Raw genomic sequence first — 16040 nt, forward strand, 5'->3', positions numbered from 1 at the left:
ATCGGGGCCAATATAGAATTTTTAATTAAATTAATTGTTGCTTAGGCAAAAGCAAACTTGGCCACAAATAGCGCCGACAATAACCATACCGCTGGGCTAATTTCGTTGAAGCGGCCGCTGAAGATGCGAACCGCAGCGTAACTGATAAACCCAAACGCAATACCGTCTGCAATAGAGAAGGTCAGTGGCATAGTGACAACGATTACGGTTACAGGTACGGCATCCATTAAATCGTCCCACTTAACATTTACCAGGCCGGCAACCATCAGAACACCGACGAAAAATAGTGGGCCTGCGGTTGCGTAAGCTGGAACCATCGCCGCTAATGGTGAGAAGAATAGTGCCAATAAGAACAACGCAGCAACGGTAACGGCTGTAAGACCGGTACGGCCACCGGCGGCAACACCAGCAGTACTTTCAACGTAACTGGTTGTGGTTGATGTACCTAATAAGGAACCGGCGATAGTTGCACCGGAATCGGCAAATAATGCTTTTTTAAGGCCAGGCAGGTTACCGTCTTTATCAAGCAGGTTACCACGCTGGGCAACAGCGATTAAGGTACCTGAGGTATCGAATAAGTCGACGAATAGGAACGCAAAGATAACGCTTAGCATACCTACTTCAAGAGCACCGGCGATATCCAGTTCCATAAAGGTAGGAGCAAGCGAAGGTGGCGCAGTGACGATACCTGCGTACTCTACAGAACCAAAAACCAGGCCAAGAACCGTGATAACCAAAATGGAAATCATAACGGCGCCGTTAATGTTCAAAGAGATTAAACCAACGATTAAAAACAGACCAAGAATCGCCATTAGCGGTTCAAAATCAGTAACACTACCTAACGTTACTAAAGTTGCGTCGCTGGCGACGATAATACCGGCGCTTTTAAGAGCGATTAAGGCCAGGAACAAACCGATACCGGCAGCAATACCGAAACGCAATGCATGCGGGATTGAGTTAATGATCCACTCACGAACTTTGAATGCACTTAATGCAGTAAAGATCACACCGGAAATAAACACGCCACCTAAGGCAACGTTCCAGCTATATCCCAGCTCCATCACAACCGTGAATGTGAAGAACGCGTTTAAGCCCATACCCGGCGCTAATGCGATAGGGTAGTTTGCATATAAGCCCATGATCAAACAGCCAATGGCTGCAGCAAGACAGGTTGCAACGAATACTGCACCCTGATCCATGCCAGTCATAGCAAGCATACTTGGATTAACAAAGATAATGTATGCCATGGTCAGGAAGGTGGTGAACCCGGCAATCACTTCTTGCTTCACAGTGGTATTGTGCTGTGAAAGCTTAAAGAGTTTCTCAAACATCGATTGGTCCTATAAAAAATTTGGCGCATTTTAGCGAAAGATGTAGCTAAATTACATCTTTTTACGCATTTTTTCGCAATTTTACGTGGTTTAACGTTATTTTATTTCAACGATGTTAATCGCTTGATCAGCATTAACATTCTGATTTAATTCTGCTAATGGTTGTTGCGAAATTGGTTCAGGATCAAACGCTAAATCGCCACCATTAATAACGCCGGATTCAAGATTGACGTTTTTGAAATCGAAAAGCTCATTATCAGCCATGTGCGATGGCACAATGTTTTGCATTGCCGTAAAGATTGATTCGGCACGGCCCGGGTAGTGTTTATCCCAGTCTCTTAGCATGGCTTTAACGTTCTGGCGTTGCAGATTTGGTTGGCTGCCGCACAGATTACAAGGGATGATAGGAAATTGTTTGAGCTCAGCGTATTGCTTGATCTCTTTTTCTTTGGCGTAGGCAAGGGGACGGATCACCACGTGTTCACCATTGTCACTGACTAGCTTCGCTGGCATGGTTTTGGTTTTGCCATTGAAAAACATGTTAAGTAGCAGGGTTTCAATCATGTCGTCGCGGTGGTGTCCTAGGGCGATTTTGGTCGCACCTAAATGTTTTGCTGCTTTATATAGAATGGCTCGGCGTAAACGAGAACATAGGCTGCAGGTAGTTTTACCTTCAGGAATTTTTTCTTTGACAATGGCATAGGTGTCTTCTTCGACAATTTGATAGTCGACACCAATTTGCTCAAGATAATTTGGTAATACGTGCTCAGGAAAGCCCGGTTGTTTTTGATCTAGGTTAACGGCAACGATATCAAAATGGATTGGCGCTGAAGCTTTAAGCTTCAATAAGATATCCAGCATGGTATAGCTGTCAGCACCACCAGATAAGCACACCATGATTTTGTCGCCGTCTTCGATCATATTGTAATCGCTGATCGCTTTACCGACATGATGACGAAATCGCTTTTCCAGTTGTTTTAGCTGCTGCTTTTCGAATGCTGTTTGTTCAGACATGTATCCAACCCATGCAAAAAAAAGGCGTATTATAGCCAAGCCGGGTCACGGGGCAAACCGTTTAACAAATTTGTGTAAATTTTTATTAGTTATTTATTACGATTCTTCAACGGGTGACACATAACCGTCTGGTTTTAACGCCAGGAGATCGCAGTTCAATCGATCAATGACGTGCTCAGCGGTGTTACCAATGAAGACCGCCGACAAGCCGGTTCTGCCAATGGTACCCAATATTACCAACTCGGCATCAATATCTTTAGCGACTTTTTCAATCACATCCTCAGGCAAGCCCTCTTCAACATGCAGGTATTGCGACTGAATCTGATATTTTTTGGCATGCTCTTCCATCATTTTTTGATGATGTTCACGCATGGTTTTATTGTATTCCCCAGCATCAAACTCAGGGATCTCAATGGCGATATTAACTGGCGTGCCAGGATAGGAGTTCACCAGATGTACATCGGCTTTAATTAAACCGCTGAGTGTAAGCGCTGCATCGGTAATTTTCGCATTTAACGCCTTGTGGCTGTCTTCCTCGCTGCTGGCATTGATGGCCGCAAGGATATGACCGTTTTCAGGCCATTCATGATCTTTAACCAGCAATAAAGGTACCGGGCATTTGCGGATCAGGTGCCAATCGGTTGGAGTAAAGATGACGGATTGCAGAGTAGGGTGTTCGTGGGTGCTTTTTACAACCACATCGAATTTGTGTTCAATGACTTCTTCAATAATGACTTCAAACGGTCGATTGTGCCAAACCGCTTTGGTTTCTACAGGGTGATCGTATTCTTTGGCTAAGTCTTCGAGCCAGGATTGGCGATCTTTCACCACCGATTTGCGCATTGCTTCGCGCTCATCGCCAGAAAGCATGGTGGTCATTTCATAAGAAAAATCGAAAATTACCAATAGTGCAGTAATTTTATCGCCGGTTTGCTTGGCAATTGTACACGCCCGTTTTAATGCTTTTTGATCTTCACTATCCGGGTCGATAACTACCAGAATATTGCGATATCTATCCATTGCTCCCACCTTTATCAACAGTTGTGATTACGTGAATACGGCCTGATTGGTATTAAGCTTAATCGGATATCGGACGGGTTACAAATAAAAAAATCGGTAGAAGCAGCGCGTTAATCTGTGTGACGCTGCATTGCATTAACATCGAGAATGGTAACAAACTTGCGGTCCAGTTTTATCCAGCCATTTTGTTGAAAACGACTGAGTAACCGGGAAACGGTTTCTACCGTTAAACCTAAGTAATTTCCGAGATCGGTGCGGGTCATTGGTAGTTGAAATTCGCGGGAAGATAATTGTCGGTCTGACAGTCTATCGCCAAAATTTACCAGAAAGCGGGCAAGCTTTTGCTCGGCGTTTTCCTGATTAATGCTTAACAGATGCTGTTGATTACAACCCAGTTCAGCGCTCATTAGCGACATGATTTGCATTTTCAGACGCGGGATCTGGTTAGATAGCTGATCCAGGACATCAAATGGAATTTCGCACACCATGGCGGTTTCTAACGCTTGCGTGGTTCCCGGATGAACTTTATCAGACAGGGCGTCAAACCCTAGGACATCACCTGGAAGATGAAACCCGGTAATTTGTTGTTCGCCTTGGGCGCTCTGAATATAGGATTTAAAGGTGCCGGAACGAATCGCAAACAGGCTATGCAGATTATCGCCACCTTGAAACAAGGTTTGATTCTTTTGGATAGGCTTCTTGCGCTTGATAATCTCGTCAAGCAAATTCAATTCAATATTGGATAAGCTAAAAGGCAGGCAAAGCTCGCTGATACGGCAATTAGCACAGGATATATTTGGCGCAGTTGACATAGTTAATCGTATTGAATCGAATTAGGTTTTACCGACAAGGGTACTAAAACAGCATTTTCAGTGCAATATGCAATGAATAAATCCCATAAAGGATCAGTAGGATACCGCTCAGTTTTTTCACCATAGGTTTTCTTAACCCGTCGGTGAACCACCGAAACCCCGCGCTTAAGGTAAGGAGTGCGGGTAGGGTACCAAGGCCAAAGGCGAACATGATTAACGCACCTTGATGCCAGCTACCACTGGCGATGCTCCAGGTAAGGGTTGAATATACCAGGCCGCAGGGTAACCAGCCCCAGATAGCGCCTAATGCTAAAGCATGGGAGCCGGAGTTGACCGGGATAAACCGTTTCGACAAAGGCTGTATCCGTTGCCACAATATTTTTCCAATGGCTTCTACCCGGTTGAGAACAAACAACCATTGGCCGATATACAGGCCGAGTAAAATCAGGAAGACTGCGGCGAAGATTTGCAGCATGGCAATGGGTACGCCAATGGAACGTGCCGCTATCGAGCCGGTAAAGCCAGCTATTGCGCCGGCGATGGTGTAGGAAAGGATCCGACCGAAATTGTAATTGAAGATAATGGCTGGCGCGGGTTTGTCTTTACCGACAGAGCGAGACAGCATTGAAGTGATGCCGCCGCACATAGCAATACAATGTCCGGCACCGGCGAGACCAACCAAAAATGCTGAAATGACATCCATTTCCATGGGCGAATTAACCTAGGGCTTTTCCGTTTCGACGTTTTCTTTAGTTACCACGTTACTGACGGCGCTCTTGTCAACGCTATCGTCGGCGCTAACGTCTGCTATTGATTCAGAGCTTTCGGTTTTTTTCGCTGGCTCATCATCAAATAAAATGCTCATTCCCTCTTTTTCCAGATCGTCGAATTGCTCGGATTTTACCGCCCAGAAAAATAAATAGATGGCCACCGCAGTGAATAAAATGGCAATAGGAATAAGGACGTAAATTACACTCATTTTTTTAGTAGCCTTAATGAATTTGTCACCACTATCAGGGAACTGGCCGACATACCCAATACCGCAAAGTAGGGGGTGATATAACCACATACGGCCAATGGCAGTACAATGGCATTATAGGCCATAGCCCAGCTAAAGTTTTGTTTAATAATACGTTGTGTGCGTATCGAGGTATCTTTTAAGGATAGCAAGCTGGTTAAATGGTTATCCAGCAAAATCACATCGGCGCCAGTTTTGGCGATCTCGGTGCCGCTACCCATGGCAACCGAAACATGAGCTCCGGCAAATACAGGGGCATCGTTAACCCCATCGCCAACCATTGCCACATTCTTGCCTTGCTCAGTTAGCTTGCTCAGGGTATCTAGCTTTTCAGATGCGGTTAAATTCGCTTTTGCCTCGGTTAAGGATGTACCGGCTGCAGCGAGTTGCTCTGAGAATCGATCAACACCCGTTTGATTATCACCGCTTAGCAATAATGTGTCTGAGTCTTGGTTCAGTTTATTAATAACCTGAGTGGCATCTTCACGAATATCATCATCAAGATAAAATTCGGCAATGATTTGGTCATTTATTTTCAGTACGCAATTGCCTTCTAGCTTACTCGCTTCACCCTGTTGCTTATTACCAACCCAGCTAGCCTTACCTATCATCACAGGCTCGCCCTGGTACTCAGCGGCAATACCACAGCTGGTTATCGTTTCTACGTTATCGACGTTGATATCTGATTTTCTATAGCTTGCAAAAGCATCGGCAATCGGGTGTTGAGAATGGGCTTCTAACGCACTGGCGATAGCCAACACCTGCTCTTCGCTATATCTGTCAGACAGTAAATTAACCTGATTTAACGAGAATTTACCCTGGGTAAGGGTGCCGGTTTTATCAAAAGCATAGGTATCGATACGATTCATGGTTTCGATGACATGCGCACTTTTCACCATGATCCCCTGGCGGTTCAATTTGATTGTGCCGCAGGTTAGGGCAGTTGGCGTTGCCAGCGATAAGGCACACGGACAAGTGGCAACCAATACCGAAATGGTGATCCAAAACGCGTGGCTGGCATTTTCCTGAGCCCAGTAAATCCAGGTAAATACTGCGGTAACCAAAATCAGGGCCACAAAGTATTGGGCAATTTTATCGGAAAGCCTGGCAATTGCTGGTTTATGGTTCTGCGCTCGCTCACTAATACGAATAATGTTGGTTAAGAAATTATCGGCATTGGTGGCGTTAATCTTGATTTGCAGGTTGCCATCGGTATTTACCGTTCCGGCAAATACCTGTGAGCCAACGTTTTTGCTTACAGGTGAGGATTCACCGGTTAGCATGGCTTCGTTAACGGAAGTTTTGCCCTGCACAATAATGCCATCGCCGGGAATGGTTTCACCGGGTTTGACGATACAGATATCATCAACCTTTAAGTGTTTGGCACTAACGATAGATTCCTGGTTATCAACGATAACGGTTGCCGATAGCGGCATCAGTTTAAGTAGGTTTGCTGACACCTCTGCAGCCCGGGCGCGCGCCCTGAACTCCATAAACTTACCAATCAACAATAAGAAGGTGAACATGGCGACGGATTCAAAATACACTTCGCCCTGTTGGAAAAAGGTTGCCCAGCAACTGGCCATAAATGCCAGGCTGATGGCAATTGCCACGGGCACATCCATGGTTAAACGGCGCCCCTTAAGGGCATTGATGGCACCTAGGTAAAACGGGAATGCACCATAGGTAACGATTGGCAAGGTTAGCACCAGGCTGGTTGCCCGCAAATACACCAGATTGTGTTCGCTTAAATCACTGAACGCACCAAAGTACAAACCAAAAGCGATCATCATCACCTGCATGGTTAAGATACCGCTTACGCCAAGGCGGCGAATAAAGGCTTTGCTTTGCTGATTGTTTTTTATTTCTGTGGTATTGGCTTTGAACGGCAGGGCTGAATAACCAATTTTGGCAATGGCTGAGATAATTTCGCTCAGCTTTATTTTATCTTTATCCCAGGTAACGGTGGCACGTTGGGTCGTGGCGTTAACCTGCGCTTTGACGATACCGCTTTGTGGAGAGAGTTGCTTTTCAATCAACCAGGCACAAGCGGCACAGCTCATGCCTTCTACCGATAAAATGGTTTCCTGATGGCCATCGGATTCAAAGGTGAATTCGGATTGTAACTGCTGATCGTCGACAAATTGATTAACCTGCAATTGTTCTGGAATATCAGCGTTTACTTTATTGCCTTTTTCGGTACGGAAACGGTAGTAATCGTCGAGGTTATTATCGACGATGGCTTCGGCGACCGCCTGACAGCCTATGCAGCACATAGGCTCGTCTTTGCCGTGAATATTGACGGTTAAATCCAGGCCTGCTGGAACGATTTCACCGCAGTGGTAACAATCCATGTTCATCATTAATATTGAATTTCAAACGGCCTGAATTCTAATTGGGGTAGGGCAACGGTAGTCTGTACTTTCCAGCGTTCATCAAATGGCAACACCTGAATGCGCCATTTACCGTCAATTTTGTTTTCAAACGTCTGGCGATACCAGCCATTGCCGTCGGCGGTTAGTTTTAATGAAAAGTCTCTGTCAGCCAGGGTTGAATGGTAAAAACTCACGTTTAGTACCGGGAAGCTCTTCTCGATACCCGTAGGTTTTAAAATAATTTCGTCATCGGAAACCTTCATATCGAAGGCAATACCAAGTTTCTGAGCTTCTTTAATCTTAGATATCTCCAGGTTGATGCTTTTGCCTTTTTTGTAATAGTCGTCAACGACAACGGTATCGGCATCGGTGTTGGCAATGATAAGGGTAGTGATCCCGGCGATCACAGCACTTAATGGCAGGAAGAAAACGAAATAAGCCCAGGGCTCTTTGTACCAGCGGGTAGTCATAAATAAACCTATTATTGTGAGAAAAAGCTCAGCATGTATGTAAACGCGCCAATTTTAACGCTTTTTCGGTATCAAGTTAAATAAGGTTAAGCTCTCTTGTTTATTAACTATGAAAACTTAATCTGATTTAACTTTTTTTAGGTTTGTTTGTCGGGCAAAAATAAACCCTGCACAATTAGATTGTACAGGGTTTATAGAGATTAAGATTATTCGCTGTCGGAATTGTCAGCTGACAAGCTGTAAACGTAGGCGCTGACTACGCGGATCTTGTCTTCGCCAAGGAAGTCTTTCCAGGCTGGCATGACACCAGCACGACCGTCACGAATCGTCGCTTCTACTGCACGAGGAGAACCACCGTACAACCAGATATCGTCGTTCAGGCGAGGTGCGCCAAGGGCTAAGCCCATTTCGTGACTACCTTCACCGTTTTCACCGTGACAGGCAGCACACATGGCAAACTTCTCTTTACCGGCATCTGCCATGGCAGAATCAACTTCCAAACCGCTCAAACTACGAACGTAAGCTGCAACTTCTTTCACGCCTTGCTCACCACCTAACATGGTTTTCCAGGCGATCATACCCTGCGCTTTACGGCCGTAAAGCAACGTTTCTTCGATATCTTCAGGCGTACCACCGTATAACCAGTCGTTGTCCGTTAGATCCGGGAAGCCTGTGGTACCTTTACCGTCAGAGCCGTGGCACTGAGCACAGTTTTGCAGGAACAAACGCTGGCCGATACGCAATGCTTCTTCGTTCTTAACCAATTCGCTGTAATCCTGCTTGGCAAGACCTTCGAAAATTGGACCAAAACGCTCTTGGGCACTATCTACTTCACGGTCATATTGAACCAGTAAACCCGCTTCTTTAGCCGCTTCGTTTTGTGCTTTTGAATCAGCCAGGCTGGTAATACCCTGGTTAGAGCTTTTCCAGCCAAACAGGCCTTTAAAGTTACCAAGACCAGGATAAAGGGCCAGATAGATAAAGCCCCATATAATCGTGATTAGGAAGAAGGTACTCCACCATTTTGGTAGTGGATTATTTAATTCCTCGATGCCATCAAATTCGTGGCCCATGGATTCACCTTCTTCAACACCGGTGAAGTTGGTTAATGTCCATCTCAACAGCAGGTAACAGCCAACAAGCGTACCTAAGGTAAGAACGGTGATCCATATACTCCAGAAGCTAGACATTCTTATTAGTCTCCTGTTTTTCTTTATTCACGTCGTCTTTCTCGTCGAAAATAGAATTGGCAGCTTCATCGAATGAAGTTTTACGTTTTTTGCTAAAAGCCCATACTACTATGATGATAAATAGTACGAAGATAATAACGGTAAATATGCCTCTTAAAGTGCCGTAATCCATAATTACTTCAACGCGTGACCAAGTGATTGTAAATAAGCGATAAGGGCGTCCATTTCCGTCAGACCATCCTTACCAGTAATGCTTTTCGTGGTGGCAAACTCCGCACCAGCGTTAGCGATGTCTTCAGCAGAATAAAGTGGAATCGGGTTACCGTCTTCATCTTTATGACTGCGGTTTTTCGTCAACGCATTGAACAGCTTCATCTTCTCAGCAGAAAGCTTGTTCGAAACAGGTGTTTCAGCTAACCACTTATATGCTGGCATGTTGGATTCAGGTACTACTGAACGAGGATCCATCAAGTGAGCATAGTGCCAGTCGTCTGAATAACGACCACCCACACGGGCCAAATCTGGACCGGTACGCTTAGAACCCCATAGGAAAGGGTGTTCCCAAACTGATTCACCAGCAACACTGTAGTGACCGTAACGCTCAGTTTCAGCACGCAATGGGCGAATCATTTGTGAGTGACAGTTATTACAACCTTCACGAATATAAATATCACGACCTTCCATTTCCAACGCCGAATAAGGACGCAGGCTATCTACAGGTTGAGTCGTTTCTTTCTGAAAAAACAACGGAGTGATTTCAACCAGACCACCAATACTGATTGCCATGATGGTCACAATAAAAAACCAGCCGACGTGTTGTTCTACTTTTTCATGTCTATTCATTGTTTCCGTCCTTAAGCCGTTACTGCTTCACGTTGCAGGCTTTGTTCTTTGGTCCCGATGGTTTTGAACATGTTGTAGGCCATTAAGATGAAACCTATAACCACGAAACAACCGCCAATAAAGCGCATGGTGTAGAAAGGATATGAAGCTTCCAGACTTTGTACAAAGCTATAGGTCAACGTACCGTCGGTATTTACCGCACGCCACATCAAACCTTGCATTACGCCGGAAATCCACATTGCAACGATGTAAAGAACGATACCCGTTGTATGCAACCAGAAGTGTACGTTGATCAATTTGATAGAGTACATCTTAGGTTTGTTAAATACTGCAGGGATCAGATAGTACATAGAGCCGATGGAAATCATCGCAACCCAACCAAGTGCACCTGAGTGAACGTGGCCAACTGTCCAGTCTGTATAATGAGACAGGGCATTTACGGATTTAATTGCCATCATTGGACCTTCAAAAGTCGACATACCGTAGAAAGACAGGGAAACGATTAGGAATCGTAGAATTGGATCTGAACGTAGTTTGTCCCACGCACCTGACAGGGTCATGATACCGTTGATCATACCACCCCAGGAAGGCAGGAACAGAACTACTGACATTACCATACCAACAGACTGAGTCCAGTCAGGTAGGGCGGTGTAGTGTAAGTGGTGAGGACCAGCCCAGATATATAGAGATACCAGAGCCCAGAAGTGAACGATAGAAAGACGGTATGAGTAAACCGGACGTTCAGCCTGCTTAGGTACGAAGTAATACATCATACCAAGGAAACCGGCGGTTAACAGGAAACCAACGGCGTTATGACCATACCACCACTGCATCATCGCATCGATGGCGCCAGGGTAGATAGAATAAGATTTAGTCAGAGTCAGAGGCAATGCCATAGAGTTACCGATGTGCAATACCGCAACGGTAATAATGAATCCGCCGAAGAACCAGTTAGCAACGTAGATATGGGATGTCTTGCGTTTAATCAGGGTACCGAAGAAACAGATGGCGTAGGATACCCAGACCAGCGCAATCAGGATGTCGATTGGCCATTCTAGTTCGGCATATTCTTTCGACGAAGTAATACCTAAAGGTAAGGTAATGGCAGCCGCTACGATAATCGCTTGCCAACCCCAGAAGGTGAAAGGCACAAGGGCTCCACCGAACAGAGTGGCTTTACAGGTACGCTGGACAACATAATAAGAAGTTGCGAACAGGGCGCTGGTACCAAATGCAAAAATAACTGCATTGGTGTGCAGAGGGCGAAGACGAGAGTATGTAAGCCAGGGCGTATCAAAGTTAAGGGCTGGCCAGATCAACTGGGCAGCAATCAACACACCGACAAATGTGCCAACAATACCCCAAATTACAGTCATTACAGTAAATTGACGTACAACTTTGTAGTTGTAATCGATTTCTGCAGTAGTGCTTTGACTCATATTAAAGGTTCCACATTTATAATTATAAAGTTGATGTGAGTATTTATCGTTTCTAAATTATTGCTCAAACCGGTATAAACCGATCGATAAAAATTTGCTTCTATAGTTATAGTTCAAATCCACAACATTACATAGAGAGTGCAATTTTCGGTGCGAATGATAATGCCTGTACTTCCAGATGTCACCACTTGACTTATAAAAAACTGACCTAGATCAACATTTTTATTTATTTAGTGGGTTTTTCTAAGTAAAAGTCGGATAATTCGTCCCTGATCAGCAATTAAAAGTGAAATAATGCGTATTTTTTACACAGTTATAATCGTCGCCATTATTGGCGTTTTAGTAACAATAAACCTGAATCGCAAAGAAAATATTGATCTGCGTCAAACCGGCGTGCCTCTGTGTAATTTTCAAGTAGAACCATGTTCTTATGAGATGGATACGACGAAAGCATTATTGACTTCTTCTGTCGAGAAGATTAGGCCAGAGGAGGCATTTCAATTTAGTTTACAGTTCCCTGAAGCCCAAAATGCAGAAATTAAAAGTGCATTTATAGAGGGGCGAGACATGTATATGGGCAAGATCCCTGTTTTCTTCACTTCTGAAGGTGATAAATACCGCTCAGATGTCCTGCTCGGTGCCTGCACAGAAGCGCAAATGGTGTGGCGGATGACAGTTAATGTTGTCGTTGATAACCAACAGCAGCGCCTGCTCTATGATTTTATCGCCTACCAGTGATCTGATCCAAAAAATTAGAGCAGATCAGAAACCAACCAAATCGCGACGGCAAACATCAAGGATGCCGATATTCGGTTTACTAATACTACGTTACGACCATTGGATAACAACAGGCCCAGTGTTTTTCCGCCGGTAGCGTAAATCATCATGCAAATGAACTCTGAACAGAGAATGATTGCCACCAGGATTGTCAATTGCATCCAGAATGGTTTTTCCGGGCTGATAAATGGCGGCAGCAGGGAGATCATAAATGCCCAGCCTTTCGGATTGGCGATGGCAGTGATTAGACCCTGACTGAAAAGCGTGAAACGTGACGTATCAACTTTTTTCGAAAGTTCAGACGATACCGACATACTGCCCTTTGAGCGCCACATTTGCGTGGCAATGTAAATCAGGTACACACCACCAACTAATTTTAACGCCACAAAGAGTTCCGGAAACTTTAGCATAATTGCCGCAACACCAAGTACTGCGGCAATAGCTACCGCAGCGACGCCGAGCAGTTCGCCGACCATCATGTACATGGTGCGTCGAACACCTACGCTCATCCCCAGCGTTAACGCTAAGGTCATGCACATCCCCGGGCTAATACTTACCAGGAAAAATGTCGGAATAAAAAGAAAGAGTAGGGAAGCGTCCATTGATTTTCTATGTTGGAGTTATTCGATTGAGCTTTAGAGGCGCTATTGTAATGAAATAGCGCCGCGAGTCATAGTGTTAAAGGCATTAACTCCCGGCAAATTCCACCAGGGTAAATTGTGCGGACTTTTCAGATTGGAAATAGAGTACGCAGTCGCGCCATTTTTTCGGGATTTTCCATTCGCTGCTTTCATCAATGTTGATAAGCCTACGAGTGTTATCACAGCGAATATCGAGATGTTCCAGTGTTCCCTGAAGGTCGGTTATCGCAAAATGGTTTCTGGCAAGGTGGTGTTGCCAGATCCCCAGCTTATTGGTTTTTGCCTCTACGACCAAATCAATTTCTGAATTTATATGCTGATTTAATTGTTCCCGTGTCGAAGCCATCGTTGCTTGTTCAACCCCGCGGCTTTTTTCTGCCTCTATGTGGTTCAACAAAGCCAGCGCTTCAGCAAGCTTATGGTCTTCGGCCAGCAATTTTACTTTTTCCATCGCCAGATCCGCCCACAGATCTGGAAAGGTATCGATGATTGATATCAATTCTACGTTTTTCAGGGTAGTGTGATAAAGCTCGGTATTATTGATCTGAGATGCATAATTCAGGGTGTAGACATCAGCAAAGTCCTTTTCACCATACATGCGATAACTTAGATCGTTTATTTGCTCATAAATTTCGTCCATGCCATCACGGTCTTTGGCGGCAATGAATGCTAACCCCTGCATATAGTAGTCGTAGACTTTTTCGCGAATGTTTTTATCGCGATCAAACTTGAACGTTAAGCGCACATTGTGAATGTTGGATTGCACCGGTTGGTTAAATTCTAATGCCGGCTTGTACTTCCATTTTTTAACCGCGTTAATTGCCGAGGTTACAAACTGTGCGCCGCCGCTATCATCAGTAACCAAAATGTTACTGATTGCGCCATCTTTTTCGATGGTAAAGGTAAGTTCAACCCAGCCCTCTTTTTTCTTTCTTGCATAGTAAATAGGGTAGATTGGCCCAATTTTTACGTGATGCTTTGCAGGGTGAAATTCCTGGTCAGGATCAGGCTGCTGTTTTGCTTCTTCGATGAGTTTAGGAATGGTGATTTCCGGTAACGGAAGCTCAATCTCGGCAGCGACTGTAGCAGACAACATTGTTATGCCTACCAGACAACATTTAAATATCGATTGCATGTTTTTTTCTTATTATTGTTAAATTAACCTGAGTTGCCTGGAGAAAGGTTACCCGGTTAAAGGTAACCCGGAAATTATCTTACTCTGAGGTTTCTTCGCTATCGTTATGCTTGTTTTCATCAACGAGCGGATATTCAACCAGGTCAAATGTCGTATTCTTGTCACCAGAAATATAGACCTGACAGTTTTTCCAACTGCTTGGTATTTTCCACATAGTGGTTTCATTTACGGTGTAAACATTGCGTTTGTTGTCGCAGCGGATATCGATGCTTTCTAAATTACCATTGATTTCTGCCACTGAGAACTTGTCACGTGTCAGCGTATGTTGCCAAAGCTTATATTCGTTTACCTCACCCGGAACAATTAAATGCATGTCGGAATCTCGGTAGCCAATAATTTTGTCTGTTAGTTGACTGACAGCATCTGAACTCAAATGTGAATTATCGTCATGTTTGATTTGCTGAAGCACATTAAGTGCATCTGCCAGTTTGTGTTGCTTGATAAACAGATCCATTTTTCTTTCACCAATAACGGTCCATGATTTTGGCATACTGTTTTTAAGCGCATACAATTTCGTATCTTCAAGACGCTGTTCGTACAAGTCTTGATCTTTTATTGCCGCGGCGTAATTGAGTTGCAATAACTTTATATAGCTCTCTTCATCATAAAGCTTGGTTTCATAGTTATCGATCTTTTCACCAATTTCTTTGATAGCCTCGATATCACCTGAGACTAAAACCTTAGACGCTTTGTTGTAAAATCGTTTAAAACTGGAACGAACACCGTTGGAGCCCATTCTGAAGTCTAAGCGAACATTATGCATGCAGCTTTGGATAGGCTCACCGTTTTCCGTGGCGGGTTGATACTTCCACTGTGATAACGCCTTTTCAGACGCTGTTATAAAAGCTCGGTTGCCGGAATGGGCAACGGGGATCAAATTCGATACGCTGCCATCGGGTTCTACGGTTAAGCTAAATTCTACCCAACCTTCTTTACCATTTCTGGCGGCTGACTTTGGGTAATTAGGTTGGACTCGTTCAATTGGAACGACTGAAGTAAAGCTGCTAATTGGTGTTGCTAATTTTTCCGCATTATCCGTTGCGTTGGCTATCGCCAGGGGGGAGAATGCCAGCATTATATCAATCCCATTAAATTATTGCTCACTCAGTGAGAATTTAAAGGCTTTTAGACAAGGCTTTGATTGCAGAGAATGGTCGTTCCATTGTCAAAATCAGTAACGCAGGATAAACGCCTTTAAAACTCACCCGTAGGGAGTTAGTGAGAGGCCCATTTACGGCCCTATATTTCATTAATATAGAATGACTATATCAATAAAATCTATGTTGCAAATGAACCTCGGCCCTAACTCTGAGTTGTGCACAAACTTAGTGGGATTGGTATTATTGCTGAACCAAAGATCTTCCTAATCATGTTGTTTTCCTTGGATATATTGTTCTAACTGCTGTGTCAGAGTACACCAAGGTATGGGTAAAGTTAATAGGGTAGAGGATTAAAATGAACTGGAAAGCAAAAAGCCCGCAATAATGCGGGCTTTTCTAAAGTGGCTCCCCTGGTCTGATTTGAACAGACGACACATGGATTAACAGTCCACCGCTCTAACCAACTGAGCTACAGGGGAATTACAAATTGTGTGCAGTAGAAACCTACTTGCGAAAGTGGCTCCCCTGGTCTGATTTGAACAGACGACACATGGATTAACAGTCCACCGCTCTAACCAACTGAGCTACAGGGGAATAATACTTTTTTAATCAACCGCTTAATAAGAGCCATTGATATTGAAATTTGGCTCCCCTGGTCTGATTTGAACAGACGACACATGGATTAACAGTCCACCGCTCTAACCAACTGAGCTACAGGGGAATAAAAATGTTCGCGTCTCGCTAACGGGGCGGAATATTATCTATCTGAAACTTACCTGTCAACAATAAAAATGAATATAAATTTAAATGTTGAT

General features: G+C 44.3%; 16 protein-coding genes and 3 tRNA genes. 1 reads left to right on the forward strand and 18 read right to left on the reverse strand.

Features of this window, described 5'->3' with window-relative positions; all coding sequences use genetic code 11:
• Positions 1 to 41 precede the first annotated feature (41 nt).
• The 12 genes from FNC98_RS07490 to ccoN form a co-directional block, all read right to left on the reverse strand.
• The gene (locus tag FNC98_RS07490; protein ID WP_143580657.1) at positions 42 to 1331 is read right to left on the reverse strand and encodes an NCS2 family permease; all 1290 of its coding nucleotides are present in this window, start codon (positions 1329 to 1331) and stop codon (positions 42 to 44) included.
• 96 nt (positions 1332 to 1427) lie between these two features.
• Complete coding sequence (ttcA, locus tag FNC98_RS07495; protein ID WP_143580658.1) at positions 1428 to 2345, reverse strand: tRNA 2-thiocytidine(32) synthetase TtcA; 918 nt, start codon at positions 2343 to 2345, stop codon at positions 1428 to 1430.
• A 96-nt stretch (positions 2346 to 2441) separates the two neighbouring features.
• Positions 2442 to 3365, reverse strand: a complete 924-nt coding sequence (gene uspE, locus FNC98_RS07500; RefSeq protein ID WP_143580659.1) for a universal stress protein UspE — start codon at positions 3363 to 3365, stop codon at positions 2442 to 2444.
• Positions 3366 to 3475: 110 nt separating this feature from the next.
• Entirely contained in the window at positions 3476 to 4177 is a 702-nt protein-coding gene (fnr, locus tag FNC98_RS07505; protein ID WP_143580660.1) for a fumarate/nitrate reduction transcriptional regulator Fnr, read from the reverse strand.
• Between the two features lie 43 nt (positions 4178 to 4220).
• Entirely contained in the window at positions 4221 to 4886 is a 666-nt protein-coding gene (locus FNC98_RS07510) for a sulfite exporter TauE/SafE family protein (protein ID WP_143580661.1), read from the reverse strand.
• A gap of 12 nt (positions 4887 to 4898) precedes the next feature.
• Entirely contained in the window at positions 4899 to 5156 is a 258-nt protein-coding gene (gene ccoS, locus FNC98_RS07515; protein WP_143580662.1) for a cbb3-type cytochrome oxidase assembly protein CcoS, read from the reverse strand.
• A complete protein-coding gene (locus FNC98_RS07520; RefSeq protein ID WP_260680560.1) occupies positions 5153 to 7558 on the reverse strand; it encodes a heavy metal translocating P-type ATPase in 2406 nt (801 codons plus the stop codon). The genes ccoS and FNC98_RS07520 overlap by 4 nt, the downstream gene beginning before the upstream one ends.
• Positions 7558 to 8040: a FixH family protein gene (locus FNC98_RS07525; RefSeq protein WP_143580663.1), complete on the reverse strand. Its 483-nt coding sequence runs from the start codon at positions 8038 to 8040 to the stop codon at positions 7558 to 7560. The genes FNC98_RS07520 and FNC98_RS07525 overlap by 1 nt, the downstream gene beginning before the upstream one ends.
• 206 nt (positions 8041 to 8246) lie before the next feature.
• A complete protein-coding gene (ccoP, locus tag FNC98_RS07530; protein ID WP_143580664.1) occupies positions 8247 to 9230 on the reverse strand; it encodes a cytochrome-c oxidase, cbb3-type subunit III in 984 nt (327 codons plus the stop codon).
• Positions 9223 to 9402, reverse strand: coding sequence for a cbb3-type cytochrome oxidase subunit 3 (locus tag FNC98_RS07535; protein WP_143580665.1), 180 nt, complete (start codon positions 9400 to 9402; stop codon positions 9223 to 9225). Before FNC98_RS07535 ends, ccoP begins: the two co-directional genes overlap by 8 nt.
• A gap of 2 nt (positions 9403 to 9404) precedes the next feature.
• Positions 9405 to 10073: a cytochrome-c oxidase, cbb3-type subunit II gene (gene ccoO / locus FNC98_RS07540; protein WP_143580666.1), complete on the reverse strand. Its 669-nt coding sequence runs from the start codon at positions 10071 to 10073 to the stop codon at positions 9405 to 9407.
• 11 nt (positions 10074 to 10084) lie between these two features.
• Positions 10085 to 11512 (reverse strand): cytochrome-c oxidase, cbb3-type subunit I, encoded by a 1428-nt coding sequence (gene ccoN, locus FNC98_RS07545; protein ID WP_143580667.1) that lies wholly within the window; start codon positions 11510 to 11512, stop codon positions 10085 to 10087.
• Between the two features lie 294 nt (positions 11513 to 11806).
• Between ccoN and FNC98_RS07550 the strand changes: the two genes are divergently transcribed.
• A complete protein-coding gene (locus FNC98_RS07550; protein ID WP_143580668.1) occupies positions 11807 to 12250 on the forward strand; it encodes a hypothetical protein in 444 nt (147 codons plus the stop codon).
• Positions 12251 to 12264: 14 nt separating this feature from the next.
• Here FNC98_RS07550 and FNC98_RS07555 read toward each other — a convergent pair whose 3' ends face one another.
• The 6 genes from FNC98_RS07555 to FNC98_RS07580 form a co-directional block, all read right to left on the reverse strand.
• A complete protein-coding gene (locus tag FNC98_RS07555; protein WP_143580669.1) occupies positions 12265 to 12891 on the reverse strand; it encodes a LysE family translocator in 627 nt (208 codons plus the stop codon).
• Positions 12892 to 12976: 85 nt separating this feature from the next.
• Positions 12977 to 14026 carry an energy transducer TonB gene (locus FNC98_RS07560; protein ID WP_185968090.1) on the reverse strand — a complete coding sequence of 350 codons (1050 nt, stop codon included), beginning with the start codon at positions 14024 to 14026 and terminating at the stop codon, positions 12977 to 12979.
• Positions 14027 to 14144: 118 nt separating this feature from the next.
• Positions 14145 to 15200 carry an energy transducer TonB gene (locus FNC98_RS07565; RefSeq protein ID WP_143580671.1) on the reverse strand — a complete coding sequence of 352 codons (1056 nt, stop codon included), beginning with the start codon at positions 15198 to 15200 and terminating at the stop codon, positions 14145 to 14147.
• A gap of 427 nt (positions 15201 to 15627) precedes the next feature.
• A tRNA-Asn gene (locus tag FNC98_RS07570) sits at positions 15628 to 15704 on the reverse strand.
• A 38-nt stretch (positions 15705 to 15742) separates the two neighbouring features.
• A tRNA-Asn gene (locus FNC98_RS07575) sits at positions 15743 to 15819 on the reverse strand.
• A gap of 50 nt (positions 15820 to 15869) precedes the next feature.
• A tRNA-Asn gene (locus FNC98_RS07580) sits at positions 15870 to 15946 on the reverse strand.
• Positions 15947 to 16040 lie beyond the last annotated feature (94 nt).

Origin of the sequence: Thalassotalea sp. PS06 (genome assembly GCF_007197775.1) — a bacterium.
In the GTDB taxonomy this organism is placed as follows: domain Bacteria; phylum Pseudomonadota; class Gammaproteobacteria; order Enterobacterales; family Alteromonadaceae; genus Thalassotalea_A.

Coding starts and splice junctions, on each gene's coding strand:
- FNC98_RS07525 (WP_143580663.1), bottom strand. CDS start 8,040: ATGACTACCCGCTGGTACAAAGAGCCCTGGGCTTATTTCGTTTTCTTC.
- FNC98_RS07550 (WP_143580668.1), top strand. CDS start 11,807: ATGCGTATTTTTTACACAGTTATAATCGTCGCCATTATTGGCGTTTTA.
- FNC98_RS07510 (WP_143580661.1), bottom strand. CDS start 4,886: ATGGAAATGGATGTCATTTCAGCATTTTTGGTTGGTCTCGCCGGTGCC.
- FNC98_RS07560 (WP_185968090.1), bottom strand. CDS start 14,026: ATGTTGTCTGCTACAGTCGCTGCCGAGATTGAGCTTCCGTTACCGGAA.
- fnr (WP_143580660.1), bottom strand. CDS start 4,177: ATGTCAACTGCGCCAAATATATCCTGTGCTAATTGCCGTATCAGCGAG.
- FNC98_RS07565 (WP_143580671.1), bottom strand. CDS start 15,200: ATGCTGGCATTCTCCCCCCTGGCGATAGCCAACGCAACGGATAATGCG.
- uspE (WP_143580659.1), bottom strand. CDS start 3,365: ATGGATAGATATCGCAATATTCTGGTAGTTATCGACCCGGATAGTGAA.
- FNC98_RS07555 (WP_143580669.1), bottom strand. CDS start 12,891: ATGGACGCTTCCCTACTCTTTCTTTTTATTCCGACATTTTTCCTGGTA.
- ccoN (WP_143580667.1), bottom strand. CDS start 11,512: ATGAGTCAAAGCACTACTGCAGAAATCGATTACAACTACAAAGTTGTA.
- FNC98_RS07535 (WP_143580665.1), bottom strand. CDS start 9,402: ATGGATTACGGCACTTTAAGAGGCATATTTACCGTTATTATCTTCGTA.
- ccoS (WP_143580662.1), bottom strand. CDS start 5,156: ATGAGTGTAATTTACGTCCTTATTCCTATTGCCATTTTATTCACTGCG.
- ttcA (WP_143580658.1), bottom strand. CDS start 2,345: ATGTCTGAACAAACAGCATTCGAAAAGCAGCAGCTAAAACAACTGGAA.
- ccoP (WP_143580664.1), bottom strand. CDS start 9,230: ATGTCTAGCTTCTGGAGTATATGGATCACCGTTCTTACCTTAGGTACG.
- FNC98_RS07520 (WP_260680560.1), bottom strand. CDS start 7,558: ATGATGAACATGGATTGTTACCACTGCGGTGAAATCGTTCCAGCAGGC.
- ccoO (WP_143580666.1), bottom strand. CDS start 10,073: ATGAATAGACATGAAAAAGTAGAACAACACGTCGGCTGGTTTTTTATT.
- FNC98_RS07490 (WP_143580657.1), bottom strand. CDS start 1,331: ATGTTTGAGAAACTCTTTAAGCTTTCACAGCACAATACCACTGTGAAG.